Raw genomic sequence first — 25,469 nt, 5'->3', positions numbered from 1 at the left:
GGATCACAGTGATACCTCGCGTGCGCAGGACCCTCTTCGCAGGCATCGTTGCGTCTCTCGCGGCAGTGCTGGGCCTGTCTGCTTTGGGTGTCGCAACAGCGGCCCCGGATCCCGCAGATGATGACGCGATGTCGTTCGCCGTGGAGAATTTTGCATACCCTGATGCGGCAAAGGCTCTCAAGGAGCACGGCGTTGCTCTACGTAGAGGTGACGGGCACATCGTTCTGGCAGATTGCAATGTTTCTCGAGACATCGTTGTCCTGTCTTCTCGGACTGAAGAGCCGAATCCCGACAGGGGTAAGTTCTGCTTCAAGGTGACTGGCACGGGAAAGACCGGCTACCTGTCTCTGGAAATACCTAAGGTGCACCACCTTTCCACCGGTGACTTCGCCATCCGCGCCAGCCTCACCGCCGACGGTAAGACAACGGACGTCAGCGTGGACAAGAACGAGGATGCATCCGTCGGTCAAGGCACCAAGGCCCCGGGCAGCCCCACCGTGCTGGTCGAGCTCCGCGTCACTGGGTGATGCACCCAGCCGTAATGCAACCCCCCGGTGCAACGGCACAGGACCCCAACAGACTTCCGCACTTCAATCCCAGAGAGATTCACCACAACATGTCTGTCATACGCCCGCGCGCTGCGCGGGTTGCGGCGTTCCTCACGTCGACCGTCGCTGTCAGCTTGCTCATCGGCACCTCGGCGCATGCCGTGGTGGGTGAGCAGGCCAAGGACGGCTCATTCCCGTTCACTGCCAAGCTCGACATCGGCGAGGGCCAGCGCAGCTGCTCGGCCGCGCTGGTAGACCAGCAATGGCTGGTGACTGCCGCCAGCTGCTTCGCCGCCAACCCGGCTGAGAGCCTGAAGATCCCCGCCGGTACTCCGCAGCTCAAGACCAAGGCCACCATCGGCCGCGCTGACCTGACGCGGGAAGCCGGGACCGTAGTCGACGTCGTCGAGCTGGTACCCCGAACCGATCGTGACCTGGTCATGGCGCGGCTGGCCACACCCGTCACCGGCATCACCCCGGCCAGCATCAGCTCCAACCCTGCGCTCCCGGGGGAAGACCTGTGGATTGCCGGATTCGGACGGACCAAGAACGAGTGGGTCCCCGACCGCCTGCACTACGGCAAATTCTCCATCAACACGGTCAACGCCACCTCGCTCAAGCTCTCTGCCAAGTCCGATGGCGCGGCCGTATGCCAGGGTGACACCGGTGGTCCCGCCTTCCGCAACATTGGCGGCCGCTACGAACTCGCTGGAATCACCAGCAAATCCGGTCACGGCGGTTGCCTGGGCGCCGAAGCGAACCAGACCAGCACGTCCGCGCTCAGTACCCGCCTTGACGACATCAGCTCGTGGATGCTGCAGATCCGATCCCTGCCCAAGCGCTACGTGACGGCCAGCGGTGATTTCGACGGCGACGGCCGTGCCGACCTCGCGATGCTCACCGACTACGGGCAGGCCCAGGACGGCCGCAGTCAGGCGGCCCTGTGGGTGTACACCGCCAGTGGCGAAGGCTTCAACGCACCGCGCACCGTGTGGGAGAGCGGCTCGGACAGCTGGAGGTGGGAGGCCAGCAAGCTGACCACCGGTGACTTCAACGGCGATGGCAAGGCGGACATCGGCGTCCTCTACAACTACGGCAAGACCGCTGAGGACCGGAACCGAACCGGGCTGTTCACCTTCACCAGCAACGGAAACGGCTTCAATGCCCCGGCCAAGGCGTGGGAGAGCGGAGCCGGCGACTGGCAGAGCTGGAACTGGGAGTCCAGCAAAGTCACGTCGGGTGACTTCAACGGTGACGGCAAGACCGACATTGCCGTCCTCTACAACCACGGCATCACTGGCGGCCGCAACGCGACCTCTCTGCTGACCTTCTCCAGCAACGGCAGCGACTTCGATACCCCCGTCAAGGCCTGGGAGAGCGGTAAGGGCTCGATCGACAGCTGGAACTGGAATTCCAGCAAGCTGGTCGCCGGTGACTTCAACGGCGACAAGAAGTCTGACCTCGCCATCCTCTACGGTTACGGGAAGACTTCCGACGGCCGTAACGAGACCGCCTTGTGGTTCACCTCCAAGGGGAACAACGGCTTCAACGAGCCCCGCAAGGTCTGGGACAGCAAGGCCTGGGACAACGGCAAGGGAAGCTGGGACTGGAACGCCAGCAAGATCACATCCGGTGACTTCAACGGTGACGGCAGGACCGACATGGCCGTCCTCTACGCCTACGACAAGGTTGATGGCCGAAACAGGACCGCCCTCTGGGTCTTCGCCGGCACCAGCGACGGCTTCAGCGACCCGCGTAAGGTATGGGACAGCAATACGAGCCCGGTGAACAGCTGGAACTGGAGCGCCAGCGAACTGACCGCCGGTGACTTCAACGGCGACGGCAAGACCGACGTCAGCGTCACCTACAACAACGGTCAGGGCGCAGACGGCCGAAGCGAAATGACCCTGTGGACCTTCACCAGTAACGGCAGCGGCTTCGGCGAACCGCGCCCCGTGTGGAGCAACACCCCGCAGGCCTGACGACTGAAGAGTTCGACCGCATGTGGGGAAGGACTCGGTTGCGGGGTCGGCGCCAAGCGCCGACCCCGCCTTCCTTGTCCGGACCACAGCGTCTGACCTTCCGGGGAGCGGCTGAGGATCCCCAGTCCTGTCGCGGCCAGGCCAGCCACCTCCAATACGACGGGGCAGCGACGGCCTTCACTGCTACTTTGCTGCCGCACCCAACACACCCCTGCCCCGCACACAGCCGAGAGCCAAGGCTGCGTGTCGCGTACTCATCGACGCCGCCCACTCGCGGGGCCGGTGCTTCCAGTTCGGGCAGGGCTCCGACCATGCGCAGGACCGTGCGGCGGCTGACGGAGACCCCGAACACAGCCGCCATGCGGGCGCCGGCCCGGCCGACGAGCGCGAGACCGACCGCGGCCAGTGTCGGCCGCAGCCGTTCGGCGTCTAACAACAGCTAACAGAATGAGTTGATCTGTCTGAGGGTGATGAGGCAGCAGGCGAGGCGGAGGAAGGCTTCGTGGATGTCGGCTCGTCGTTCCCAGCGGATGCGGAGGCGTTTGAAGCCGTGCAGCCAGGCGAAACTGCGCTCAACTACCCATCTGTAGGTGCCCAGCCTGTGCCGTGGCGCGTGCCCCGTCGGGCGATGGCGGGCACGATGCCGCGCTTGCGGACGTGGTCGCGGTAGATGTCGTGGTCATAGCCGCGGTCGGCGAAGAGCGAGTCCGGCTTCCTGCGGGGATGGCCGACACGTCCGCGCACGGGCGGGATCGCGTGGAGCAGGGGCAGCAGCTGGGTGACGTCGTTGCGGTTTGCGCCGGTGAGGATGACCGCGAGCGGGGTGCCACGGCCGTCGGTGATCAGGTGATGCTTGGAGCCGGCCCGGCCCCGGTCGACCGGCGACGGGCCCGTCGCGAGCCCCCTTTTAGGGCCCTGACCTGGCTGGAGTCGACCACGCAGCGGGACCGGTCCAGCCTCGCCGCCGCGTTGAGCTCCGCCAGCAGTACCTCGTGCAGCCGCTGCCACATCCCGCTCTCGTTCCAGTCCCGCAGCCGCCGCCAGCACGTCATGCCCGAGCCGAAGCCCAGCTCCTGCGGCAGGTACTCCCACTGGATCCCGGTGTGCAGCACGTACAGGATCCCGCACAGCACCTCCCGGTCCGGTAGCCGCTTGCGGTCCGGATACCGGAACCGGCGCTCGTTGCATGGCAGCAGCGGCTCGATCCGCTCCCACAGCTCATCCGACACGATCCACGGCGATGCCCCCACGAGCCGGATAACGCTCAACCCGCCCGTCAGGCACGGCCAACGGCCTTAACGGACCTCATTCTGTTAGCGGTTGTAAGCGGTACGTGACGACGACAGGCGACTTCGACGGTGACGGCAAAACCGACATCGCCACGCTCACCAACTACGGCCAGTCCAAGAACGATCTCAGCCAGGCCGCCCTGTGGGTCCACACCGCCAGCGGAGACGGCTTCAAGGAGCCGCGCGCGGTGTGGGGAACCGGTACGGGCGGGCTCGACGCTTGGCGGTGGGACGCCAGCAAGCTCACCGCCGGCGACTTCAACGGCGACCGCAGGACCGACATCGGCGTCCTCTACAACTACGGCAAGACCGATGGCAGCAACAAGACCGGCCTGTGGACCTTCACCAGCAACGGCAAGGGCTTCGAGGCGCCCGTCAGGGTGTGGAAAAGCGGCCCGGTCAGCTGGAACTGGAACTCCAGCAAGCTGACGTCCGGCGACTTCAACGGCGACAAGAAGGCGGACCTCGCCGTCCTCTACGGCTACGGCAAGTCCTCCGACGGCCGCAATGAGACCGCCCTTTTCTTCACCGCCAACGGCAAGAACGGCTTCAACGAGCCGCGCAAGGTGTGGAACAGCCTGGAGTGGCAGAACAGCTCGGGCAGCTGGAGCTGGGACAGCAGCAAGATCGCGTCGGGTGACTTCGATGGTGACGGCAAGGTGGATGTCGCCGTTCTCTACGACTACGGCGTAGTCGACGGCCGCAACAAGACCGGCCTGTGGGTGTTCCCCGGCACCGACAACGGCTTCGGCGACCCCCGCAAGGTCTGGGAAAGCGGTAAGGGCTCGACCGACAGCTGGAACTGGAACACCAGCGAGCTGACCGCCGGCGACTTCAACGGCGATGGCAAGGCCGACATCAGCGTCACTTATGACTTCGGTCAGGGCGCCGACGGCCGCAATGAAGCCGCCCTGTGGACCTTCACCAGCAAGGGTGACGGCTTCAACGAGCCGCGCAAGGTCTGGACGAACAAGCTGTAGTACGGATTCGCAGTCATGGGGGTCGGCTCCTTCGGGAGTCGACCCTTGTCGCATTCAGCTCGCCCGGCGCCAGCGTTTCGAACCGATTCACGCTAACGGGTGAAGCAACACGTGCGCTGCCGCATCTGCGAGTGACACGCTTCTCGAGTGTTCGCTCACCACCACGCCGGGCAGCAGGCATAGTTCGAATGACCACGTCGACATCGGCGGCATGGGCATCGAGGAAGGGGCAGGACATGGCGAAGACCTTCACGACCACCATCGGCGGCCGGACGGTGGAACTGCCGGGCACCATCCACAGCATCCGGGAGGCACTGCCCGCCCCGCTGCGGGCAGAGTTCGAGCGCGAGACGGAGCAGGCGGGTGCGGATGAGATCTCCGGTGTCCTGGCTCGTTGGGCCCTCCGGACGCCGCAGGCGCACGACCCGGAGGAGGAGGACCTGATCGCGCGCCTGAAGGCAGGGGATTTCTCCGGCGTCCACTTCGACGACGAATCGGGTGACGAGTACAGGAGCACCGGTTGAGCTACCGCATCGCCTATACCGATGACGCCGACACCGAGCGTCGGAGCCTGACCGCCGAACGGCGCAAGCTGTTCGAGAACGGCATGACTGCCTTGGCTCTGAACCCGTACGGCTGTGGCTCCAGCGCCGTTCGCGGCGATCATGACCGTCGCGACGCGACCGTCGGCAACATCGCCTTCATCACCTACCTGGTCAGCCCTTCGGTGGTGACCGTCAGCGTGGTCAAGCTCGTACCACTGCCTTGATCGAGAGACGTCAGAAGCCCGCCGGCTCCGTGTATGTGCCCCACTCGTCCCGCAGGACGCCGCAGATCTCGCCCAGCGTCGCCTCCGCCCGCACAGCCTCCAGCATCGGCTCGATCATGTTCGAGCCGTCCCGGGCCGCGGCCAGCATCGCGTCGAGGCAGGCACGGACGCGCGCGTCGTCACGCGCCGCCTTGCGCTCCACCAGGACGCGCACCTGTTCGCGCTCGACCTCGTGGCTGACGCGGAGGATCTCCAGGTCGCCGGTGACCGAGCCCTCGTGGCAGTTGACGCCGACGACGCGCTTGGCCCCCTTCTCCAGGGCCTGCTGGTAGCGGAAGGCGCTCTCGGCGATCTCGCCGGTGAACCAGCCGTCCTCGATGCCGCGCAGGATGCCGGAGGTGATGAGGCCGATGGGGTGCCTGCCGTCGGGGTGGGCGCGCAGGCCGCGCTCCCTGATCTGCTCGAAGATCTTCTCGGCGTCGGCCTCGATCCGGTCGGTGAGCTGCTCGACGTACCAGGAGCCGCCCAGCGGGTCGGCGACATTGGCGACGCCGGTCTCCTCCATCAGCACCTGCTGGGTGCGCAGGGCGATCTCGGCGGCCTGCGCGCTGGGCAGGGCGAGGGTCTCGTCGAGGGCGTTGGTGTGGAGGGAGTTGGTGCCGCCGAGGACGGCGGCGAGGGCCTCGACGGCGGTGCGCACGACGTTGTTGTACGGCTGCTGGGCGGTCAGCGAGACACCGGCCGTCTGGGTGTGGAAGCGCAGCCACTGGGCCTTGTCGGTCTTCGCCCCGTAGACATCCTTCATCCAGCGGGCCCAGATGCGGCGGGCCGCGCGGAACTTGGCGATCTCCTCGAAGAAGTCGAGATGGGCGTCGAAGAAGAAGGACAGGCCGGACGCGAACGTGTCGACGTCGAGGCCGCGCGAGAGGCCCAGCTCGACGTAGCCGAAGCCGTCGGCGAGCGTGTAGGCGAGCTCCTGCGCGGCCGTCGCCCCGGCCTCGCGGATGTGGTAGCCGGAGACGGACAGCGGCTTGTAGGCCGGGATGGAGCGGGCGCAGTGCTCCATGAGGTCGCCGATCAGGCGCAGGTGGGGCTCGGGCTGGAAGAGCCACTCCTTCTGCGCGATGTACTCCTTGAAGATGTCGGTCTGCAGCGTGCCGTTGAGGATGCCCGGGTCGATGCCCTGCCGCTCGGCGGCGACGATGTACATGCAGAAGACCGGGACGGCCGGTCCGCTGATGGTCATGGACGTGGTGACGTCGCCCAGCGGGATGTCCTTGAACAGGACCTCCATGTCGGCGGCGGAGTCGATGGCGACGCCGCAGTGGCCGACCTCGCCGAGGGAGCGGGGCTCGTCGGAGTCGCGGCCCATGAGGGTGGGCATGTCGAACGCCACGGACAGACCGCCGCCGCCGTTGGCCAGGATCATCTTGTAGCGCTCATTGGTCTGCTCGGCGTTGCCGAAGCCGGCGAACTGCCGGATGGTCCAGGTGCGGCCCCGGTAGCCGGTGGGGTGCAGGCCGCGGGTGAAGGGGTACTCCCCCGGCCAGCCGATGCGCTCGAAGCCCTCGTATGTGTCGCCGGGACGGGGGCCGTAGACGGGGGCGACCTCGTCGCCGGAGAGGGTGGTGAAGTCGGCGTCGCGCTTGCGGGCCTTGTCGTACCGGTCCTGCCAGCGGCGGCGCCCCGCCTCGATGGCTGCTGCGTCCATGGTGGTCTCGTCTGCCTCTCCGCGCCCTGTACTGGAACCCAAGGTCAAGAATTTACTAGGACGTCCTACTAAATTTTCGCGCAAGAACGCCCCGGACACAAGGGGTGTCCGGGGCGGCGCGGCGGAGCGTCAGGCCTGGGCGGTCGCGGGGGCCGCGTCCGTGATCAGCGGCTCGACCTCGCGGACGACCTTGCGCTCGACGAAGAACGCGGCGGTCGGGATGGTGCCGGACACCAGCACCCACAGCAGCTTGCCGAGCGGCCACTTGGCCTTGGAGCCCAGGTCGAAGGCGAAGACGAGGTAGATGATGAAGAGCACGCCGTGGATCTGGGAGATCACGAGCGTGAGGTCCTTGCCCATACCGAAGCCGTACTTGAAGGTCATGCACGCGCACAACACCAACAACATGACGGCAGTGACGTAGGCCATCACCCGATAACGGGTCAGCACGCTGCTTTTCATGCCTACGAGACTAAACCACTCGCGAAAACCCCCGCGGAGGCGGGGAGCACCTCATGCTGCTCGTGCTGTGCACAGCCATGGTCGGCTCACCCCCGCCGACGCGGGGAGCACACGTACTGACCCGAGCCCACTGTAGTGCAGAGCTCACTCCACGTCCTCGAAGTCGTGTGCGGCGATCCGCAACGGCCGCAGCATCCGGAAGATGTCGCCGCACTCGTCCGCGCCGTACGCACCGAGCCCGAAGTCCATCGCCATCAGGTCGCGCGTGGCCGCCTCGACGACCTCGCGGCCCTTGTCCGTGATGGAGGCGAGCGTGCCGCGCCCGTCGTTGGGATTGGGCCGCTTGTCGACCAGGCCCGCCGTGACCAGCCGGTCCACGGTGTTGGTGACCGAGGTCGGGTGCACCATCAGCCGCTCGCCGATCTTCGACATGGGCAGCTCGCCCGCCTTGGAGAAGGTCAGCAGCACCAGCGCCTCGTACCGCGCGAACGTCAGCCCGTACGGCTTGACGACCGCGTCGACCTGCCCGAGCAGGATCTGCTGGGCGCGCATGATCGAGGTGATCGCGGCCATGGACGGCACGGATCCCCAGCGCTGCTTCCAGAGTTCGTCGGCACGGGCGATGGGATCGAAGGGGAGGCTGAGCGGCTTCGGCACGACACGAGCCTACAGTTCGGTCATATCGCGTCCCGGGCCATCTCAGACTTCGGACGCACCGCTCGGAACGCGGGGCCAGGCCACCGGTGCGGCCCCGCGTCGCAGGCTCAGCCTTCGGACGCGGGCCGCTACTGCGGGTCGGTCGCCGCCGCCTCGCGCACCAGGTGGACCGCCTCGGCGAGGCCCAGCCGCGGCTGGGCCTTGCGCAGCACCCTGATCGCCTGCAGCTCCTGCGCGTGCAGGTCCACGCCCTGCGCCGCGACGATGCCGCGCACCCACTCGCCCCGGATCTCGCTCTCCGGCCGCGCCGCCCGCGCCGCGATCAGCGCGGCTGCGCGCTCCAGCCCCGGCCGGTCCTCGTCGCTCGCACCGGCCAGCGCCTCACGCACGGCTTCGTCGATGGCGCGCGAGTCGCGCAGCACGACCACGCCGAGGGCGGGACCCGAGTCCTCGGGCCCCTTGGCCCCGCCCGTGAACCGTCCGAACATGGTGACCCCCTGTCGATCTTGCTCGGCCCCGAGCGTACCGGCAGCCCGCGGTCGGTCAGGACGCGGCGCCGGAGCCGCCCTCGGCGAGGTAGCGCTCGACGGTCTCCACCTTGGACGTCAGCCCACCCGTGACGCCCTGGCGGATGTCCGCCTTGAGCACGAGGGAGACCCGGCCGCAGCGGGCCTCGACGGCGGCCACGGCACGCTTGACGACGTCCATGACCTCGTCCCACTCGCCCTCGACGGAGGTGAACATCGCGTCCGTGCGGTTCGGCAGCCCGGACTCGCGGACGACGCGTACCGCGTCGGCGACGTACTCGCCGACGTCCTCGCCGGCACCGACCGGGGAGACGGAGAAGGCGACGATCATGCGCTGATCACGCCTTCCTTGCGGGCCCGGGCGGCGATGACGCCGGCCTCGGACTCGCGGCGCAGCATGCGGTCGGCGAAGAAGCCGCCGGTGGGCAGGACGGACAGGACGAAGTAGAGGGCGGCGGTCTTCCGCTGCCACTTGGCGCTCACCCAGGCGTCGATCCAGAAGAGCACGTAGATGATGAAGAGGATGCCGTGCACGGCACCCATGACGGGCACCGCGTTGAAGTCGGTGGTCCGCTTGAGGACCGAGCAGAGGATCAGCAGCAGGAAGGAAACAGCCTCCGGGGCGGAGACCAGGCGGAGCCGGCGCAGGGCGGAGGCAGTCTTGAGGTCCACGAGGGGGCACACCTTCGGTCGGGAGTGGCAGGGCGGTCACAGCTTGTGACGGTATTCACAAGCCGCTCCATTGTTACAGCCCGGCTGTAGATCCAGGGATCCGGGTCCGTTCCGGAGTGTTTCAGGGCCCCTGGGGCCTGTTGGAGGCGTATGTCCGCCCGCTAGCGTCGGGGCGTGGCTCAGTTTCGGCTCCACGGGAGCAAAGTTCTCGCCGTCGACATGGCGGGCGACGCGGTCAAGGCCAAGAACGGCGCAATGGTCGCGTACGAAGGCGATATGGCATTCAAGAAGATGACCGGTGGCGGTGACGGCCTGCGTGGCATGGTCACGCGCCGGCTCACCGGCGAACAGATGGAAGTCATGGAGGTGAAGGGACACGGCACCTGTTACTTCGCCGACAGGGCGAGCGAGATCAGCCTCGTGAAGCTGCAGGGCGAGACGCTGTACGTGGAGGCCAGCAATCTGCTGTGCACGGATTCGGCGCTGAAGACCGGCACCACGTTCACGGGCCTGCGGGGCGCCTCGCAGGGCAACGGGCTGTTCACCACCACCGTCGAGGGCTCCGGCCAGGCGGCGATCCTCTCCGACGGCACGGCGATCGTGCTGCGGGTGACTCCGCAGATGCCGTTGCAGGTCGACCCGGGCGCGTACATCGCGCACACCGGCAGGCTCAAGCAGCACTTCCAGTCCGGTGTGAACTTCCGGACCTTCATCGGCGAGGGCTCGGGAGAGGCCTTCCAGATCCGCTTCGAGGGTGAAGGGCTCGTGTACGTGCAGCCGAGCGAGCGCAACACGATCGGGGGTGAGATCTGATGCCGTTCCGGCTTTTGAACTCGCGGATGGTCGAGGCCCAGGTGATCCCGGGGCAGCGGCTGTTCAGCCAGCGCGGGGCGATGCTCGCCTACAAGGGCGACGTCTCCTTCACTCCCAGCATCACCGGCGGTCAGGGCGGTGTGATGGGGATGATCGGCCGTCGCATCGCCAACGAGGCGACGCCGCTGATGAGCGTCGAGGGCAGCGGCACGGTGATGTTCGGGCACGGCGGCCATCACGTCCATGTGATCGAGCTGTCCGGCGACACCCTCTATGTGGAGGCGGACCGGCTGCTGGCGTTCGACGGGACGCTGCAGCAGGGGACGATGTTCATGGGGTCCCAGGGTGGCGTGATGGGCATGGTGCGCGGCCAGGTCACCGGTCAGGGCCTGTTCACCACGACCCTCAAGGGCCATGGCGCGGTCGCCGTGATGGCGCACGGCGGCTTCATCGAGCTGCCGATCAACCCGCAGCGGCCCATCACCGTCGACCCGCAGGCCTACGTCGCCCACCGGGGCGATGTCCGCAACAAGCTCACGGCGGCCATCGGCTGGCGTGAGGTCGTCGGCCGCGGCAGCGGCGAGGCGTTCCGGCTCGAACTCTCGGGCACCGGGACGGTGTACGTACAGGCGTCGGAGGAGAAGCTGTGAACGCCCCGGTCATCCATGACGCGACGACTCTGCCGAGCAACGACAACGTCAACGCGTACGCCTTCAGCGTCGACCTCAAGGGCCAGTGGTTCCTGCAGAAGGGGAAGATGATCGCCTACTACGGGCAGATCGACTTCCACGGCATCGGCCACGGCCCGCTCGACCGGCTGATCTCCGGCAGCTTCCACTCCCCCCTGCACGCGGCTGACTGGGTGGTCGCCGAGGGCCAGGGCAGGATGCTGCTCGCCGACCGCTCCTTCGACGTCAACTCCTACGACCTCGAGGACGGCAATCTGACGGTCCGCTCAGGCAATCTGCTGGCGTTCGAGCCGACGCTGTCCCTGAAGCAGTCGATCATTCCGGGCTTCCTGACCCTGATCGGCACGGGAAAGTTCGTGGCCGCCTCCAACGGTCCGGTCGTCTTCGTCGAGCCGCCGATCCGGGTGGACCCGCAGGCGCTGGTGGGGTGGGCGGACTGCCCGTCGCCGTGCCATCACTACGACCACCAGTACCTGCGGGGGGTCATGGGCGGTGTGCGCAGGCTGACGGGCATCGGTGGCGCGTCGGGCGAGGAGCATCAGTTTGAATTCGTCGGCGCCGGGACGGTGTTGCTGCAGTCCACCGAGCAGCTGATGGGGGAGATCGCCACGGGCGAGGGGCCGCCGCCGCAGGCCGGCGTTCCGCAGGGAAGCGCCGGAAATCAGCCAATGACCCCGCGGATGCCGGGCCAGCTGGGGGACCTCCAGCGCCGCTTCGGGCTGTGAGCGGTACCCTGCGGAGTGTGACATCGAACGCATGACCTCTCCTTGCGCTCCGCGAAACCCGCCCTTAGTTAATCTTTCAACTTCTTAGGTAGAATCCATCTATGGACACCGAGAACGGCACCCGCTGGCTCAGCGACGAGGAACAGGCCACCTGGCGCGCCCATCTGGACGTGAGCCGGCTGCTGATGCACCAGCTCGAACGGGACCTCCAGCCGTTCGGACTCACCAACAACGACTACGAGATCCTCGTCAACCTCTCGGAGTCGGAGGACCACCGGATGCGGATGAGCGATCTCGCGACCGCGACGCTGCAGTCCAAGAGCCGTCTGTCGCACCAGATCACGCGCATGGAGAACGCGGGGCTCGTCCGGCGTGAGAACTGCGAGTCCGACCGGCGCGGTCTGTTCGCGGTCCTCACCGAACAGGGCTGGGAGACCATGCGCAAGGTCGCCCCGCACCATGTGGCGTCCGTGCGCCAGCACTTCATCGACCTATTGTCGCCGGGGGAGCTCAAGGCCCTGCACGCGTCACTGACACCGGTGGCACAGCACTTGCGCTCCACGCGCGGGCGGGGCTGAGCACCTGCCGAGTACGTCAGGTGTGAACGTGTGAGTGAGGCTGTGGGGCGCCTTCCGGGCGCCGCCGCAGCCTCACTCGCATGTGCGGCGGCCTCAAGCCCCGTGCGCGCCACCGCTATCGGCCATGGGTCCCGCGTCCCGAACGGGACTCATGGCCGTGGTGCGTTTGCTTCCGCGATGTCCGGAAGCGCATGGTGCCCACCTGGCCGGGGAGATTTACGGCCATGGCCCGTTCCGCTGTCCATGCACCCTCGCCTGGGAAGCAGCCCGCGCCCATTCAACGGATTGCCGCCACCCGCCAACCGGCTCTTTTCCGCACTTGCCGGCGGCCTGGTACCCGCGGGAATACAACGAGTTGAACGGTTGACCTTCACAGCGGCACGCTGGCCCGAACTCCCCTGGTTATGCCCACCGCCAGCGCCTAAATTTCCGATCGCCGACAAAGCCAACCAGCGAAAAGGAAGGCATCACATGGCGAGAACCAGGAAGATCGTGCTCATCGCCGCAGCGGCGGGTCTCCTCACGGGCGGCCTGGCGGCCACCGCCGGCCCGGCGACGGCCGCTCCGGCCGACTTCCCGACGTCCATCCAGGTGTTCAGCGACGACACGAACCTCGACGAGTACTACGGCAATGACGTGCTGACTCGTCACCCCGCGCACAACCTGCAGGTATGGCGGCTGAACAAGGTGGGGACGACCCCGACCGGCTCCGGCATCTACACGATCAGGGGCTCGTACTACGGAAAGTGCCTCACCGCGAAGGGCCTCAGCCAGCGAATCGTGCAGCAGCCCTGCAACTCGCAAAGCCTCTCGCAGCGCTGGATACTCGACACCGCGCTGGACCAGACCACGGTAGCGAGCCAGAAGTATCCGGACGAGGTCATCCAGGCGCACGGCCAGGACAGGCCGGTCACCCTTGAGAACAAGGGCCGCAACAGGGCCGCCCAGGAGTGGACTCTCTACACGAAGTAACGGTGCGGAGGAGCCTCCCCGTTACGAAATGAGCCCGGCGGAATTCGCCGGGCTCATTTCAGGCGCTCGCCCCGTTTTCCGTGAGACCCGCGACGAGTTCGTCCGCCGCCGCGTAGGGGTCGATCTCGCCGGCCACGACCCGTGCCGCGAGAGTGCCCACGCGCCGGTCGCCCCGCAGGTCCCCGATGCGCTCACGCAAAGCCGTGACCGCGATGGTCTCGACCTCCCGCTCGGCCCGCAGGCGGCGGCGTTCCACCAGCGCTCCGTGCTCCTCCAGCCACGCGCGGTGCTTCTCCAGGGCCTCGACGAACTCGTCGGTGCCCTCGCCGCGCGCGGCCACCGTCTTCACGATGGGGGGCCGCCAGTCGCCGGGGGTGCGGGCCTCGCCCAGGCCCAGCATGTGGTTGAGCTCGCGGGCCGTGGCGTCGGCGCCGTCGCGGTCGGCCTTGTTGACGACGTAGACGTCGCCGATCTCCAGAATGCCCGCCTTGGCGGCCTGGATGCCGTCCCCCATGCCCGGCGCGAGGAGCACCACGGAGGTGTCGGCCTGGGAGGCGATCTCCACCTCCGACTGCCCCACGCCGACCGTTTCGACGAGGATCACGTCGCACCCGGCGGCGTCCAGCACCCGGATCGCCTGCGGGGCGGCCCAGGCGAGCCCGCCCAGGTGCCCGCGCGTGGCCATGGAGCGGATGTAGACGCCGGGGTCGGAGGCGTGCTCGGACATCCGTACCCGGTCACCGAGCAGCGCGCCGCCGGAGAAGGGCGAGGAGGGGTCGACGGCGAGCACGCCGACCCGTTTGCCCATGCGGCGGTAGGCGCTCACCAGTGCCGAGGTCGACGTCGACTTGCCGACGCCCGGTGAGCCCGTGAGGCCCACGACGTAGGCGTTGCCCGTGAGGGGGGCCAGTGCGGCCATGACCTCGCGCAGCTGGGGGGACGCCCCCTCCACCAGTGAGATCAGCCGGGCCACGGCGCGCGGCCGGCCTTCCCGCGCCTGCTCGACCAGTGTGGGGACGTCCGCCATGACTGCTCCGTTCCGTTCCGTTCGGTCCGCTCGGATCCGTTGCGATGAGCCGGCTGGGCCGGGTGGGTCAGTTGCCCGGCACGCGGATGATCAGGGCGTCGCCCTGGCCGCCACCGCCGCACAGGGCGGCCGCGCCCACGCCGCCGCCCCGGCGCTTCAGCTCCAGCGCGAGGTGCAGCACGATGCGGGCGCCGGACATGCCGATGGGGTGGCCGAGCGCGATCGCACCGCCGTTGACGTTCACCTTTTCCGGGGATACGCCCAGATCCTTCATTGACTGCACCGAAACGGCGGCGAATGCCTCATTGATCTCGATGAGATCGAGGTCCTCGACGCCCAGGCCCTCCTTGCCCAGCGCGTGCCGTATGGCGTTGGAGGGCTGCGACTGCAGGGAGTTGTCGGGGCCGGCCACGTTGCCGTGGGCACCGATCTCGGCGATCCACTCCAGGCCCAGCTCCTCGGCCCTGGCCTTGCTCATCACGACCACGGCCGCGGCGCCGTCGGAGATCTGCGAGGACGTGCCGGCGGTGATCGTGCCGTCCTTGGCGAAGGCGGGCCGCAGCTTCGCCAGCGACTCCGCCGTGGTCTCCGCGCGGATGCCCTCGTCCTTGCTGAAGACGACCGCCTCGCCCTTGCGCTGCGGGATCTCCACGGGGGTGATCTCGGCCTCGAAGAGGCCGTTCTTCTGGGCGGCGGCGGCGCGCCGGTGGGAGCGGGCCGCGACCTCGTCCTGCTCGGGACGGCGGATTCCGAGGCGGGTGTTGTGCTTCTCGGTGGACTCGCCCATCGCGATGTTCTCGAAGGCGTCCGTCAGCCCGTCGTGGGCCATGGCGTCGAGCATCCCGATCGCGCCGTACTTGAAGCCCTCGCGGGACTTGGGCAGCAGGTGCGGGGCGTTGGTCATCGACTCCTGGCCGCCGGCCACCACGACGTCGAACTCACCGGCGCGGATGAGCTGGTCGGCCAGTGCGATGGCGTCGAGCCCGGACAGACAGACCTTGTTGACGGTCAGCGCGGGGACGCTCATGGGGATGCCGGCCTTGACGGCCGCCTGGCGGGCGGGAATCTGCCCGGCGCCGGCCTGCAGCACCTGACCCATGATCACGTACTGCACCTGGTCCCCGCCGATGCCGGCCCGGTCCAGCGCCGCCTTGATGGCCACGGCCCCCAGGTCCGCCCCGGAGAAGCTGCGCAGGGAGCCCAGCAGCCGGCCCATGGGCGTGCGTGCACCAGCGACGATGACGGAGGTCGTACCGGATTGTCCGTTCGTACCAGACATGGGCGCTGCCCCTTCGAGCGGAGGGATGTTAACGACGGTTTCCGTCAATGTACTGAGCGGTACCGCCCGGGTCACCGGGCGGAAGGTGTGATCGCGCGCACGTTGCGTAACCACCCCGTTCGGCGGTGCACTGGAGCCATGCTGACGCGCATCGACCACATCGGGATCGCCTGCTCCGACCTCGACAGGACTGTCGAGTTCTACCGTGCCACGTACGGCTTCGAGGTGTTCCACACCGAGGTCAACGAGGAACAGGGTGTCCGCGAGGCCATGCTGAAAATCAACGGGACCTCCGACGGCGGCGCCTCGTATCTGCAGCTGCTGGAGCCCACCCGCGAGGACTCCGCGGTGGGCAAGTGGCTGGCCAGGAACGGCGAGGGCGTTCACCACATCGCGTTCGGTACGGCGGATGTGGACGGCGACGCCGAGGACATCCGGGAGAAGGGGGTACGGGTGCTCTACGACGAGCCGCGCACCGGATCCATGGGCTCGCGCATCACCTTCCTGCACCCGAAGGACTGTCACGGGGTGCTGACGGAACTGGTCACCTCCGCGCCTCCCGGGACCGCTGAGCACTGACCCACCCCTCCCCCGGCCGGTAGAGTGCAGGTTCGGCCGGGTACGGGTGGCCCCCGGACCGGGCTGTACCGATGATCTGACACCATTTCTTCGGAAGGGCGGGCTCCGGGTTCCACCACCGACGCAGTACGGGGCCGGCCGCCGACGCGACCAGGGGACGGATGGACCGCGCTGTGCGGGGCTACGAGCGCCAGGAGAGTCAGCTGGAGGAAGCCGACCACCTCTCGAAGTTCGAGGCCGAGATGAAGCGGCTGAAGACCGAGCGGGAAAAGGCTGTCCAGCACGCCGACGACCTCGGCTACCAGGTCGAGGTGTTGCGCGCCAAGCTCCACGAGGCGCGCCGCAATCTCGCCCACCGTCCCGCCTATGACTCGGCGGACATCGGCTACCAGGCGGAGCAGCTGCTCCGCAATGCCCAGATCCAGGCGGAGCAGCTGCGCAGCGACGCCGAGCGCGAGCTGCGCGAGGCCCGCGCCCAGACGCAGCGGCTGCTGCAGGAGCACGCCGAGCAGCAGGCCCGGATGGAGGCGGAGCTGCACGCCGAGGCGGTGGCCCGCCGGCAGCGCCTGGACGAGGAGCTCAACGAGCGCCGCCGCACCGTCGAGTCGCACGTCAACGAGAACGTCGCCTGGGCCGAGCAGCTGCGTGCCCGTACCGAGTCCCAGGCCCGCCGGTTGCTGGAGGAGTCCCGGGCCGAGTCCGAGCAGGCCCTGGCGGCCGCCCGCGCGGAGGCGCAGCGGCTGACCGAGCAGGCCGCCGGCCGGCTCGGTGCCGCCGCCGAGGAGGCCCGCGCCGAAGCCGAAGCGATCCTGCGCCGGGCGCGCACGGATGCCGAGCGGCTGCTGACCGCCGCCTCCGCGCAGGCGCAGGAGGCCACCGACCACGCCGAGCAGCTGCGCTCCAGCACGAGCGCCGAGTCCGACCAGGCCCGTACCGCCGCCGCGGAGATGACGCGCTCGGCCGAGGCGCGCATCCAGGAGGCCGACACGGCGCTGCGCGAGGCGCGCGCCGAGGCGGAGAAGCTGGTCACCGAGGCGAAGGACGCCGCCACGCGGCGGCTGTCCGCCGCCGAGTCGGACAACGAGCAGCGCACCCGTACGGCCAGGGCCGAGATCGCCCGCCTGGTGAGCGAGGCCACCAAGGAGGCCGAAGCCCTGCGGGCGGAGGCCGGGCAGCTGCGTGCCGACGCGGCCGCGGAGGCCGAGCGGCTGCTGGCCGAGGCCTCCGAGAAGGCGCGCAGCGCCGTCGCCGAGGACTCCGCCGCGCAGCTCGCCAAGGCCGCACGTACGGCCGAGGAGGTGCTGGCCAAGGCGTCGCAGGACGCGCAGGCCACCACCAAGGCCGCCGCCGCCGAGGCCGAGCGGATCCGCCGTGAGGCGGAGGCCGAGGCCGAGCGGCTGCGGGCGCAGGCCGCGGACACCGCCGAGCAGCTCAAGGGCGAGGCGAAGGACGACACCGAGGAGTACCGCGCCCGGACCGTCGAGCTCCAGGAGGAGGCGCGGCGGCTGCGGGGCGAGGCCGAGCAGCTGCGGGCCGAGGCCGTCGCCGAGGGCGAGCGGATCCGGGGCGAGGCCCGTCGCGAGGCGGTCCAGCAGATCGAGGAGGCGGCCAGCACCGCCGAGGAGCTCCTGGTCAAGGCGAAGGCCGACGCCGAGGAGACGCGGGCCGGGGCGAGCGCGGAGAGCGAGCGCGTACGGGGCGAGGCGGCCGAGCGCGCGGCGGGCCTGCGCAAGCAGGCCGCGGAGGCCCTGGAGCGGGCCCGCGCCGAGGCCGAGGAGATGGCCGAGGAGGCCGAGGACCACGCCGGGCGCACGCGCAAGGAGGCCGACGAGGCGGCCCGCCGCATGCGCGAGGAGGCCGAGCGCGCCGCGCGGGCGCGTGCCGAGGAGGCCGCCGAGGAGCTGGCCCGGCTGCACACCGAGGCCGAGCAGCGCGTGGAGGCCGCGGAGGCGGCGCTGCGCGAGGCACGCGCGGAGGCCGAGCGGCTGCGGCGCGAGGCGAACGAGGAGACGGAGCGGCTGCGCTCGGAGTCCGCGGAGCGGGTGCGCACGCTGCGGGCCCAGGCCGAGGAGGAGGCCGAGCGGCTGCGGGCCGAGGCGGCCGCGGAGGCGTCGGAGGCCCGTACGGAGGGCGAGGCCACGGCCGCGCGCCTGCTGGGCGAGGCCGAGGAGGAGGCCGAGCGGCTGCGCTCGGAGGCGCAGGAGAGCGCCGACCGGGTGCGTGCGGAGGCCAACGCCGCCGCCGAGCGGGCGGCCGCGGAGGCCGCCGAGGCGCTCGCCGCCGCGCAGGAGGAGGCCGCCCGGCGCCGGCGCGAGGCCGAGGAGCTGCTCGGGGACGCCCGTACGGAGGCGCAGGCCGAGCGGGAGGCGGCGCGCGAGCAGAGCGAGGAGCTGCTGGCTTCGGCGCGCAAGCGGGTCGCCGAGGCGCAGGAGGAGGGCCGGCGCCTGGTCGAGGAGGCGGAGCAGCGGGCGAGCGATCTCGTGACCGCCGCCGAGCAGACCGCGCAGCAGGTGCGGGACTCCGTGGCCGGGCTGCACGAGCAGGCCGAGGAGGAGATCGCCGGTCTGCGTTCGGCCGCCGAGCACAACGCCGAGCGCACCGTCACCGACGCCCAGATCGAGGCGGACCGGGTCCGCGCCGACGCCTACGCCGAGCGCGAGCGCGCCGACGAGGACGCCGCCCGTATCCGTGCGGAGGCCAAGGAGGCCTCGGACGCCGCCGAGGAGCTGGCGGAGCGCACGGTGGCGCAGGCGCTCGCCGAGGCGGAGCGCGTGGAGACCGCGGCGGCCAGGGTGCTGGACGAGGCGCGCGAGGCGGCCAACGCCCGCCGCGCGGAGGCCGCCGGGCAGGCCGACGAGCTGATCGCCGAGGCCACGGCCGAGGCGCAGCGGCTGCGTGCCGAGGCCGCCCGTACGGTCGAGGAGGCCCGCGAGGCCGCCGACGCCCAGCGCGGCGAGGCCGACGCCGACGCCGAGCGGCTGCGTGCCGAGGCGGCCCGCGTCCTGGACGAGGCCCGTGAGGACGCGGGTACCCGTCGTGCGGAGGCCGCGCAGCAGGCGGACGAGCTGATCACCGAGGCCACGGCCGAGGCGGAGAAGATGGCGGCCGAGGCCGCCCGCATCGTGGCGCAGGCACGTGAGGAGGCCGACGGTCACCGGGCCGAGGCCTCAGCGGACGCGGACCGGCTGATCGCCGAGGCGGCCGAGATGGTCGAGGCCGCCCGCAGCGAGGCGGCACGCTTCGAGGAGCAGGCCCGCGAGGCCGCCGACGCCCACCGGGCCGAGGCCGAGGCGGACGCCGAGCGGCTGCGGGCCGAGGCGGCGCGGACCGTGGACGAGGCCCGCGAGGCGGCGGGCGCCCGCCGGGCGGAGGCCGCGCAGCAGGCCGACGAGCTCATCACCGAGGCGACGACCGAGGCGCAGAAGATGGCCGCCGAGGCCGCCCGCACGGTGACGGAGGCCCGCGAGGCCGCCGACGCCCACCGGGCCGAGGCCGAGGCGCAGGCCGGGCGCACGCTGGCCGAGGCCGGCGCGGAGGCGGAGCGGCTGCGGGCCGCGGCCGCCGAGAAGAAGGCCAAGGCGGACGAGCAGGCCGAGGCCGTCCTCGCCAAGGCGACGGCCGAGGCCGAGCGGGTGGTGGCGGACGCGTCCGCCAGGGCGCAGCAGATGCGCACGGACGCCTCCGACGCGCTGGCGTCGGCCGAGCAGGACGCGGCGCGCACGCGCGCCGAGGCCCGCGAGGACGCCAACAAGATCCGGACGGAGGGCCGGGCCGAGGCGGAGCGGATCGTCGACGAGGCGGCCGAGCTGACCTCCTCCGCTCAGGAGGACGCCGACCGCATCGTGGACAAGGCGCGCGAGGCGGCGGGCGCCCGGCGCGCGGAGGCGGCGCAGCAGGCCGACGAGCTGATCGCCGAGGCGACGTCCGAGGCGGAGAAGATGGCCGCCGAGGCCGCCCGCGCGATGGCGGAGGCCCGCGAGGCCGCCGACGCCCGCCTGGCGGAGGCCACCGAGCAGGCCGAGCGGACGCTGGCCGAGGCGGCCGCGGAGGCGGAGCGGCTGCGTGCCGACGCCGACGCGACCCTGGAGAGCGCCCGCGACGAGGCGGCGCGGACCACCGACGAGGCCCGTGAGGCGGCCCATGCCCGCCGCGCGGAGGCGGCCGGGCAGGCGGACAGCCTGGTCGCCGAGGCGACGGCGGAGGCCGAGCGGATGGCCACCGAGGCCGCCGAGGCGCTGGCCGCCGCGCAGGAGAACGCCAACAGCACGCGCGCCGACTCCGCGAAGGTCAAGGCCGACGCCGTCATGGAGGCGGAGCGGCTGCGGGCCGAGGCCCGTGCCGAGGCCGAGCGGACCGTGGACCAGGCGCGGGACGCGGGCGCCAAGCGGCTGGCGGACGCCGCCGAGCAGGCGGACGCGCTGGTCGCCAAGGCGCAGGAGGAGGCCGTACGGGCGGCCGCGGCGGCCGAGGAGCAGGCGGACGCCATGGTCGGCGCGGCCCGCAAGGAGGCCGAGCGGATCGTCAAGGAGGCCACCGGCGAGGGCAGTGTGCTGGTGGAGCAGGCGCGTACGGACGCCAACACCATGCTCGCCGAGGCCCGTGGGGACGCCACAGCCATAAGGGAACGGGCCGAGGAGCTGCGGTCGCGGCTCGAGGGCGAGGTCGAGGAGCTGCACGAGCGGGCCCGCCGGGAGGCGGCCGAGGCGATGCAGTCCGCGGGCGAGCGGTGCGACAAGCTCGTCGCGGCGGCCACCGAACAGCTGGCGGAGGCCGAGGAGAAGGCGGAGAAGCTGCTCTCGGACGCCCAGAGCGAGGCCAGCAAGGTGCGGATCACCGCCGTCAAGAAGGCGGACGGGCTGATCAAGGAGGCGGAGCAGAAGAGGACCTCCGCCGTACGCGAGGCGGAGCGCCTGCGCACCGAGGCTCAGGAGGAGGCCTCACGCCTTCTCGGTGAGGGAAAGCGGGAGTTGGAGGTGCTGGTCCGCCGTCGCGAGGACATTCAGGCCGAGATTTCCCGTGTCCAGGACGTGTTGGAGGCGTTGGAATCATTTGAGTCCCCTGGGGCAGGCGGCTCCAAGGAGGGCGGGGTGAAGGCGGCGGCGGGTGCCGGCGCAACTCGATCGGGTGGCAAGCAGTCACAGAAGTAACACTCAATCGAGGGGTCGGAATCCGGATTCCCCAACTGTCTACTTCCATCTGCTCGATGAGACGCCGCTCACGCCCCTAGGATTCCCTCTATCACCTCACCGGTCTCTTATGACAGGAACCCCATGAGCGACACTTCCTCCCCCTTCGGCTTCGAGTTGGTGCGGCGTGGATACGACCGCGGCCAGGTGGACGACCGCATTACGAAGCTGGTAGCGGACCGTGACAGCGCACTGGCACGGATCACCTCGCTGGAAAAGCGCATCGAGGAGCTCCACCTCGAAACGCAGAACGCTCAGGCGCAGATCAATGACGCGGAGCCGTCGTACGCGGGGCTCGGCGCCCGGGTCGAAAAGATTCTCCGGCTGGCCGAGGAAGAGGCCAAGGACCTGCGGGAAGAGGCCCGGCGCGCCGCCGAGCAGCACCGTGAGCTGGCCGAGTCGGCCGCGCAGCAGGTGCGCAACGACGCCGAGTCGTTCGCCGCCGACCGGAAGGCGAAGGCGGAGGACGAGGGCGCGCGGATCGTCGAGAAGGCGAAGGGCGACGCGGCTACGCTGCGTGCCGAGGCGCAGAAGGACGCGCAGTCCAAGCGCGAGGAGGCGGACGCGCTCTTCGAGGAGACCCGCGCCAAGGCCGCCCAGGCCGCGGCCGACTTCGAGACGAACCTGGCCAAGCGCCGCGAGCAGTCCGAGCGCGACCTGGCCTCCCGTCAGGCCAAGGCCGAGAAGCGGCTGGCGGAGATCGAGCACCGCGCCGAGCAGCTGCGCCTGGAGGCGGAGAAGCTGCGCACGGACGCCGAGCGCCGGGCCCGTCAGACGGTGGAGACCGCGCAGCGCCAGGCCGAGGACATCGTTGCCGACGCCAATGCCAAGGCCGACCGCATCCGCAGCGAGTCCGAGCGCGAGCTGGCGGCGCTCACCAACCGCCGCGACAGCATCAACGCCCAGCTGACCAATGTCCGCGAGATGCTGGCCACGCTGACCGGTGCGGCCGTGGCCGCGGCCGGGGTACCGGGTGATGACGAGCCGATCTCGCGCGGCGTCCCGGCCCAGCAGAGCCGCTGACGCGGCAGGCGGCACGGCACGTACGGCGCTCGTTCGGGGGATCCTGTGTTCAGCGCGCACTGCGCCACCCGGTGTGGCGGAGGGCGCGCTGAGTGCTTTCCGCCGCCTGCTCCGGAGTCCGCGCCACCGGTGGCGGGTGGCCGGGGGCGCCCTTACCGTGGCTGAATGATCGAGCTGGCGGCGCTGACGAAGTACTACGGCGACGTCCGCGCGGTGGATCACCTCACGTTCACCGTGCGGCCCGGCATCGTCACCGGCTTCCTCGGGCCCAACGGCGCGGGCAAGTCCACGACGATGCGGATGATGCTCGATCTGGACAATCCGACCAGCGGCACGGTCAGCATCGACGGCAGGCACTACCGCGAGCTGCGCGACCCCCTGAAGGTGGTCGGTGCCCTGCTGGACGCCAAGGCGATGCACGGCGGCCGCAGCGCCCACAACCATCTGCTGTGTCTGGCGCAGAGCAACGGCATTCCGCGTACGCGTGTCCGAGAGGTGCTGGATACCGTGGGCCTGACGCCTGTGGCCAAAAAGCGCTCCAAGGGCTTCTCCCTCGGCATGGGCCAGCGCCTGGGCATCGCCGCCGCGCTGCTCGGCGACCCGCAGATCCTGATGTTCGACGAGCCGGTCAACGGGCTCGACCCCGAGGGCATCCACTGGATCCGCAACCTGATGAAGAACCTGGCCACCCAGGGCCGTACGGTCTTCGTCTCCTCGCACCTGATGAGCGAGATGGCGCTGACCGCCGACCACCTGGTGGTCATCGGCCAGGGCCGGCTGCTCGCGGACACGAGCATGGCGGACTTCATCAGGGAGAACTCCCGCTCCTACGTCCGGGTGCGCACCCCCCAGCAGGAGCGGCTGCGGGACGTGCTGCACGGCGCGGGCATCGACTTCGCGCCCGGCGCCGACGGCGCCCTGGAAGTGGAGGGCGAGGACGCCGCACACCTGGGCGAGCTGACGGCACGGCACCGGATCGTGCTGCACGAGCTGAGCCCGCAGCAGGCCTCGCTGGAGGAGGCGTTCATGCGGCTGACGGCCGGGTCGGTGGAGTACCACGCGCACGACAACCACCAGCCGCCGGGAACGGCCGCAGGTACGGGTACGAGCGCGGGTGCGGGCTGGGGAGCCGACTGGCGGAAGAAGGGGTCCTGACGATGGCCGTGGTGACTCAGGTACTCCAATCGGAATGGACAAAGATCAAATCAGTGCGTTCCACGGTGTGGACGCTCGGGCTCGCCGTGGTCGTGACGGTGGCTCTCGGCGCGCTGATCAGTGCTTTGTCGAAGAACGAGTTCGAGAAGCTGTCACCCCGGGAGAAGATCCAATTCGATCCGACGTTCATCAGCTTCGCGGGGATGGGACTCGGCCAGCTGGCATTGATCGTTTTTGGCGTGCTGGTCGTTTCCAACGAATACAGCACCGGAATGATCCGCACTTCGCTCGCGGCCGTTCCCCAGCGCGGCATCTTTCTCTTCAGCAAGCTCGCCGTCGCCGCGCTGCTCGCATTCGTCGTCGCCATGGTCACCAGCTTTGTGACGTTCTTCGCCGGCCAGGCGATGCTCGGCGCCTACAAGGCACATCTCGGCGATCCGGGCGTCCTGCGCGCGGTGCTCGGCGGCGGCCTCTACATGACGCTGATCACGGTCTTCTCGATGGCCGTCGCGACGATGCTGCGCAGCCCGATGCTCTCGCTCGGCATTCTGATGCCGTTCTTCTTCCTGATCTCGGCGATCCTGGGCAACGTCTCGGCCACGAAGAAGGTGGGGCAGTACCTGCCGGACCAGGCCGGCCAGAAGGTCATGCAGGTCGTCGCCGCTGACGACGCCCCGTACGGGCCGTGGGGCGGCTTCGCGATCATGGTGCTGTGGGTGGTGGCGGCGCTGGCCGGCGGGTACGTCCTGCTGAAGAGGCGGGACGCGTAGGCAAGCCGCGGCGTGTGATGCGGGTGCTGTGTCCTCAACCGCCGGACCCGGGGCCCGGGGGCGGAGCCACCGGTTTCGGGAAGGGGCGGGCCTGGGGAAAGATCCCGTCATGACGCGCCGCACCCTGCGAGCCCTCGGCCTGGACGTCGCCCCCGCGCGCCATCCGCTCAGCTACCCCGGCCGCCCGGTCACCGAGCCCGCGCTGCTGGCCGGCGAGGAGCTGACACCGCTGGTGGCGGGCCCGGGCCGGCTCGGCACGTGGCGCGTCGGCACCGCCGCCCTCGACCACGTCCTCGCCTCTCTCGGCTGCCCGCTCACCGGCCGCCGCCACCCGGTCCTCGCCGTCGGCTCCAACGCCTCCCCCGCCCAGCTCGCCCACAAGCTCACCCGGCAGGGCCTGCCGGCGACCGTGCCGATGGTCCCGGTGCGGGTGCGCGGCATCGGCGTGGGCTGCTCGGGGCACATCGGACGGTTCGGGTACGTGGCGGCGGCCCCGTACGCGGACCCGGCGGCGGAGCGCCCGCTGGTGGCGAGCTGGCTGGACGCCGGACAGCTGGCGGCTGTGGACGCCACGGAGCTCAACTACTGGCGCGTCCTGCTGCCCGGGGACGCGTTCGCGATGGTGCTGCCGTCCGGGCGGCGGCTGGGCGGCGCGTATCTCTACGTCAGCAAGTGGGGCGTGCTCACCGACCCCGGCAGCGGGCTGCCCCGCCCGGGCGGCGGCGACCAGAGCGCCCTGCTCGCGGCACTGCTGCTGGCCTCGCCGCGGCTGCGTGCCCTGCTCGGGCCCGGCCCGGGGAACTGGGTGGAGCGGGCCGCGGCCGACGCACGGGTGCGGGCGGCGGGGGCGCAGGTGTTCGTCGACGAGGGCTGGGTGCGGAGCCCCGAGGGGCTTCCCGCATACGACCCCGCACACGGCGGCGACGGGGCGAGCGCGCTCTGCCAGGACGATCTGGAAGACAACCCTCCGCAGGTCTCTCCGGCCCTTACCCATGCCACAACTCGCACAAATCGGGAACCGTCAATCCCTCGTCTATCCTCCTAACCCTTACGGGGGCTTTTCGCCCTGACCGAGT

At 70.0% G+C, this 25,469-nt stretch carries 24 protein-coding genes and 1 pseudogene; 16 read left to right on the top strand and 9 right to left on the bottom strand.

Annotated features, from left to right (window positions below; translation table 11 throughout):
- Positions 1 to 20: 20 nt before the first annotated feature.
- Both AB0F13_RS03445 and AB0F13_RS03440 read left to right on the top strand, forming a co-directional pair.
- Positions 21 to 527 (top strand): hypothetical protein, encoded by a 507-nt coding sequence (locus AB0F13_RS03445; RefSeq protein ID WP_362074321.1) that lies wholly within the window; start codon positions 21 to 23, stop codon positions 525 to 527.
- Between the two features lie 89 nt (positions 528 to 616).
- The gene (locus AB0F13_RS03440) at positions 617 to 2,530 is read left to right on the top strand and encodes an FG-GAP-like repeat-containing protein (RefSeq protein WP_362074318.1); all 1,914 of its coding nucleotides are present in this window, start codon (positions 617 to 619) and stop codon (positions 2,528 to 2,530) included.
- 439 nt (positions 2,531 to 2,969) lie between these two features.
- On the opposite strand, the pseudogene AB0F13_RS03435 reads toward AB0F13_RS03440, so the two are convergent.
- A pseudogene (locus AB0F13_RS03435) lies at positions 2,970 to 3,780 on the bottom strand (IS5 family transposase).
- A gap of 83 nt (positions 3,781 to 3,863) precedes the next feature.
- On the opposite strand from AB0F13_RS03435, the gene AB0F13_RS03430 reads away from it, so the two are divergent.
- From AB0F13_RS03430 to AB0F13_RS03420, 3 genes are all read left to right on the top strand, one after another.
- A complete protein-coding gene (locus tag AB0F13_RS03430; protein WP_362074315.1) occupies positions 3,864 to 4,799 on the top strand; it encodes a VCBS repeat-containing protein in 936 nt (311 codons plus the stop codon).
- A gap of 236 nt (positions 4,800 to 5,035) precedes the next feature.
- On the top strand, positions 5,036 to 5,323 hold the full coding sequence (locus AB0F13_RS03425; RefSeq protein ID WP_362074312.1) for a hypothetical protein: 288 nt from the start codon (positions 5,036 to 5,038) through the stop codon (positions 5,321 to 5,323).
- A 47-nt stretch (positions 5,324 to 5,370) separates the two neighbouring features.
- Positions 5,371 to 5,568: a hypothetical protein gene (locus AB0F13_RS03420; RefSeq protein ID WP_362074522.1), complete on the top strand. Its 198-nt coding sequence runs from the start codon at positions 5,371 to 5,373 to the stop codon at positions 5,566 to 5,568.
- Between the two features lie 10 nt (positions 5,569 to 5,578).
- Here the strand turns inward: AB0F13_RS03420 and AB0F13_RS03415 are convergent, their stop codons facing one another.
- The 6 genes from AB0F13_RS03415 to AB0F13_RS03390 all read right to left on the bottom strand — a co-directional run bounded on the left by AB0F13_RS03415 (position 5,579) and on the right by AB0F13_RS03390 (position 9,597).
- Entirely contained in the window at positions 5,579 to 7,279 is a 1,701-nt protein-coding gene (locus tag AB0F13_RS03415; RefSeq protein ID WP_362074309.1) for a methylmalonyl-CoA mutase family protein, read from the bottom strand.
- A 129-nt stretch (positions 7,280 to 7,408) separates the two neighbouring features.
- Positions 7,409 to 7,741 (bottom strand): DUF3817 domain-containing protein, encoded by a 333-nt coding sequence (locus AB0F13_RS03410; RefSeq protein ID WP_362074306.1) that lies wholly within the window; start codon positions 7,739 to 7,741, stop codon positions 7,409 to 7,411.
- A 144-nt stretch (positions 7,742 to 7,885) separates the two neighbouring features.
- Complete coding sequence (locus AB0F13_RS03405) at positions 7,886 to 8,398, bottom strand: MarR family transcriptional regulator (protein WP_362074303.1); 513 nt, start codon at positions 8,396 to 8,398, stop codon at positions 7,886 to 7,888.
- A 128-nt stretch (positions 8,399 to 8,526) separates the two neighbouring features.
- A complete protein-coding gene (locus tag AB0F13_RS03400) occupies positions 8,527 to 8,886 on the bottom strand; it encodes a hypothetical protein (protein WP_362074300.1) in 360 nt (119 codons plus the stop codon).
- A gap of 55 nt (positions 8,887 to 8,941) precedes the next feature.
- Entirely contained in the window at positions 8,942 to 9,256 is a 315-nt protein-coding gene (locus AB0F13_RS03395; RefSeq protein WP_362074297.1) for an MTH1187 family thiamine-binding protein, read from the bottom strand.
- Positions 9,253 to 9,597: a DUF3817 domain-containing protein gene (locus AB0F13_RS03390; RefSeq protein ID WP_362074294.1), complete on the bottom strand. Its 345-nt coding sequence runs from the start codon at positions 9,595 to 9,597 to the stop codon at positions 9,253 to 9,255. The genes AB0F13_RS03395 and AB0F13_RS03390 overlap by 4 nt, the downstream gene beginning before the upstream one ends.
- A gap of 174 nt (positions 9,598 to 9,771) precedes the next feature.
- Here AB0F13_RS03390 and AB0F13_RS03385 point away from each other — a divergent pair, with 174 nt between their 5' ends.
- From AB0F13_RS03385 to AB0F13_RS03365, 5 genes are all read left to right on the top strand, one after another.
- Complete coding sequence (locus AB0F13_RS03385) at positions 9,772 to 10,410, top strand: AIM24 family protein (RefSeq protein WP_362074291.1); 639 nt, start codon at positions 9,772 to 9,774, stop codon at positions 10,408 to 10,410.
- Positions 10,410 to 11,060 (top strand): AIM24 family protein, encoded by a 651-nt coding sequence (locus tag AB0F13_RS03380; RefSeq protein ID WP_362074288.1) that lies wholly within the window; start codon positions 10,410 to 10,412, stop codon positions 11,058 to 11,060. The genes AB0F13_RS03385 and AB0F13_RS03380 overlap by 1 nt, the downstream gene beginning before the upstream one ends.
- Positions 11,057 to 11,824 carry an AIM24 family protein gene (locus tag AB0F13_RS03375; RefSeq protein ID WP_362074285.1) on the top strand — a complete coding sequence of 256 codons (768 nt, stop codon included), beginning with the start codon at positions 11,057 to 11,059 and terminating at the stop codon, positions 11,822 to 11,824. Before AB0F13_RS03380 ends, AB0F13_RS03375 begins: the two co-directional genes overlap by 4 nt.
- Before the next feature lie 101 nt (positions 11,825 to 11,925).
- On the top strand, positions 11,926 to 12,402 hold the full coding sequence (locus AB0F13_RS03370; protein ID WP_362074282.1) for a MarR family transcriptional regulator: 477 nt from the start codon (positions 11,926 to 11,928) through the stop codon (positions 12,400 to 12,402).
- A 471-nt stretch (positions 12,403 to 12,873) separates the two neighbouring features.
- On the top strand, positions 12,874 to 13,374 hold the full coding sequence (locus tag AB0F13_RS03365) for an RICIN domain-containing protein (protein ID WP_362074279.1): 501 nt from the start codon (positions 12,874 to 12,876) through the stop codon (positions 13,372 to 13,374).
- A gap of 58 nt (positions 13,375 to 13,432) precedes the next feature.
- On the opposite strand, the gene meaB is transcribed toward AB0F13_RS03365, so the two are convergent.
- Both meaB and AB0F13_RS03355 read right to left on the bottom strand, forming a co-directional pair.
- Positions 13,433 to 14,401 (bottom strand): methylmalonyl Co-A mutase-associated GTPase MeaB, encoded by a 969-nt coding sequence (gene meaB / locus AB0F13_RS03360; protein WP_362074276.1) that lies wholly within the window; start codon positions 14,399 to 14,401, stop codon positions 13,433 to 13,435.
- Between the two features lie 67 nt (positions 14,402 to 14,468).
- On the bottom strand, positions 14,469 to 15,680 hold the full coding sequence (locus AB0F13_RS03355) for an acetyl-CoA C-acetyltransferase (protein ID WP_362074273.1): 1,212 nt from the start codon (positions 15,678 to 15,680) through the stop codon (positions 14,469 to 14,471).
- 138 nt (positions 15,681 to 15,818) lie between these two features.
- On the opposite strand from AB0F13_RS03355, the gene mce reads away from it, so the two are divergent.
- The 6 genes from mce to AB0F13_RS03325 all read left to right on the top strand — a co-directional run bounded on the left by mce (position 15,819) and on the right by AB0F13_RS03325 (position 25,438).
- Entirely contained in the window at positions 15,819 to 16,259 is a 441-nt protein-coding gene (gene mce / locus AB0F13_RS03350) for a methylmalonyl-CoA epimerase (protein WP_362074270.1), read from the top strand.
- A gap of 161 nt (positions 16,260 to 16,420) precedes the next feature.
- The gene (gene scy / locus AB0F13_RS03345; RefSeq protein WP_362074267.1) at positions 16,421 to 21,406 is read left to right on the top strand and encodes a polarized growth protein Scy; all 4,986 of its coding nucleotides are present in this window, start codon (positions 16,421 to 16,423) and stop codon (positions 21,404 to 21,406) included.
- A gap of 123 nt (positions 21,407 to 21,529) precedes the next feature.
- Positions 21,530 to 22,468 (top strand): cellulose-binding protein, encoded by a 939-nt coding sequence (locus AB0F13_RS03340; protein WP_071962662.1) that lies wholly within the window; start codon positions 21,530 to 21,532, stop codon positions 22,466 to 22,468.
- 165 nt (positions 22,469 to 22,633) lie between these two features.
- Positions 22,634 to 23,623, top strand: a complete 990-nt coding sequence (locus tag AB0F13_RS03335; RefSeq protein ID WP_362074264.1) for an ATP-binding cassette domain-containing protein — start codon at positions 22,634 to 22,636, stop codon at positions 23,621 to 23,623.
- A 2-nt stretch (positions 23,624 to 23,625) separates the two neighbouring features.
- Positions 23,626 to 24,393: an ABC transporter permease gene (locus AB0F13_RS03330; protein WP_362074261.1), complete on the top strand. Its 768-nt coding sequence runs from the start codon at positions 23,626 to 23,628 to the stop codon at positions 24,391 to 24,393.
- 109 nt (positions 24,394 to 24,502) lie between these two features.
- Complete coding sequence (locus AB0F13_RS03325; RefSeq protein WP_362074258.1) at positions 24,503 to 25,438, top strand: hypothetical protein; 936 nt, start codon at positions 24,503 to 24,505, stop codon at positions 25,436 to 25,438.
- Positions 25,439 to 25,469 lie beyond the last annotated feature (31 nt).

The sequence above is a fragment of the Streptomyces sp. NPDC026206 genome, from assembly GCF_040638465.1.
Taxonomy (GTDB): Bacteria; Actinomycetota; Actinomycetes; order Streptomycetales; family Streptomycetaceae; genus Streptomyces.
The sequence above is the reverse complement of the archived record's forward strand: the minus strand, read 5'-3'. Positions and strand labels throughout refer to the sequence as shown.

What these genes read in the sequence shown, in the direction of transcription:
- AB0F13_RS03440 (WP_362074318.1), top strand. Translation starts at nt 617, where the DNA reads ATGTCTGTCATACGCCCGCGCGCTGCGCGGGTTGCGGCGTTCCTCACG.
- AB0F13_RS03425 (WP_362074312.1), top strand. Translation starts at nt 5,036, where the DNA reads ATGGCGAAGACCTTCACGACCACCATCGGCGGCCGGACGGTGGAACTG.
- AB0F13_RS03415 (WP_362074309.1), bottom strand. Translation starts at nt 7,279, where the DNA reads ATGGACGCAGCAGCCATCGAGGCGGGGCGCCGCCGCTGGCAGGACCGG.
- AB0F13_RS03410 (WP_362074306.1), bottom strand. Translation starts at nt 7,741, where the DNA reads ATGAAAAGCAGCGTGCTGACCCGTTATCGGGTGATGGCCTACGTCACT.
- AB0F13_RS03400 (WP_362074300.1), bottom strand. Translation starts at nt 8,886, where the DNA reads ATGTTCGGACGGTTCACGGGCGGGGCCAAGGGGCCCGAGGACTCGGGT.
- AB0F13_RS03395 (WP_362074297.1), bottom strand. Translation starts at nt 9,256, where the DNA reads ATGATCGTCGCCTTCTCCGTCTCCCCGGTCGGTGCCGGCGAGGACGTC.
- AB0F13_RS03380 (WP_362074288.1), top strand. Translation starts at nt 10,410, where the DNA reads ATGCCGTTCCGGCTTTTGAACTCGCGGATGGTCGAGGCCCAGGTGATC.
- AB0F13_RS03370 (WP_362074282.1), top strand. Translation starts at nt 11,926, where the DNA reads ATGGACACCGAGAACGGCACCCGCTGGCTCAGCGACGAGGAACAGGCC.
- AB0F13_RS03365 (WP_362074279.1), top strand. Translation starts at nt 12,874, where the DNA reads ATGGCGAGAACCAGGAAGATCGTGCTCATCGCCGCAGCGGCGGGTCTC.
- meaB (WP_362074276.1), bottom strand. Translation starts at nt 14,401, where the DNA reads ATGGCGGACGTCCCCACACTGGTCGAGCAGGCGCGGGAAGGCCGGCCG.
- AB0F13_RS03355 (WP_362074273.1), bottom strand. Translation starts at nt 15,680, where the DNA reads ATGTCTGGTACGAACGGACAATCCGGTACGACCTCCGTCATCGTCGCT.
- mce (WP_362074270.1), top strand. Translation starts at nt 15,819, where the DNA reads ATGCTGACGCGCATCGACCACATCGGGATCGCCTGCTCCGACCTCGAC.
- scy (WP_362074267.1), top strand. Translation starts at nt 16,421, where the DNA reads ATGGACCGCGCTGTGCGGGGCTACGAGCGCCAGGAGAGTCAGCTGGAG.
- AB0F13_RS03340 (WP_071962662.1), top strand. Translation starts at nt 21,530, where the DNA reads ATGAGCGACACTTCCTCCCCCTTCGGCTTCGAGTTGGTGCGGCGTGGA.
- AB0F13_RS03335 (WP_362074264.1), top strand. Translation starts at nt 22,634, where the DNA reads ATGATCGAGCTGGCGGCGCTGACGAAGTACTACGGCGACGTCCGCGCG.
- AB0F13_RS03330 (WP_362074261.1), top strand. Translation starts at nt 23,626, where the DNA reads ATGGCCGTGGTGACTCAGGTACTCCAATCGGAATGGACAAAGATCAAA.
- AB0F13_RS03325 (WP_362074258.1), top strand. Translation starts at nt 24,503, where the DNA reads ATGACGCGCCGCACCCTGCGAGCCCTCGGCCTGGACGTCGCCCCCGCG.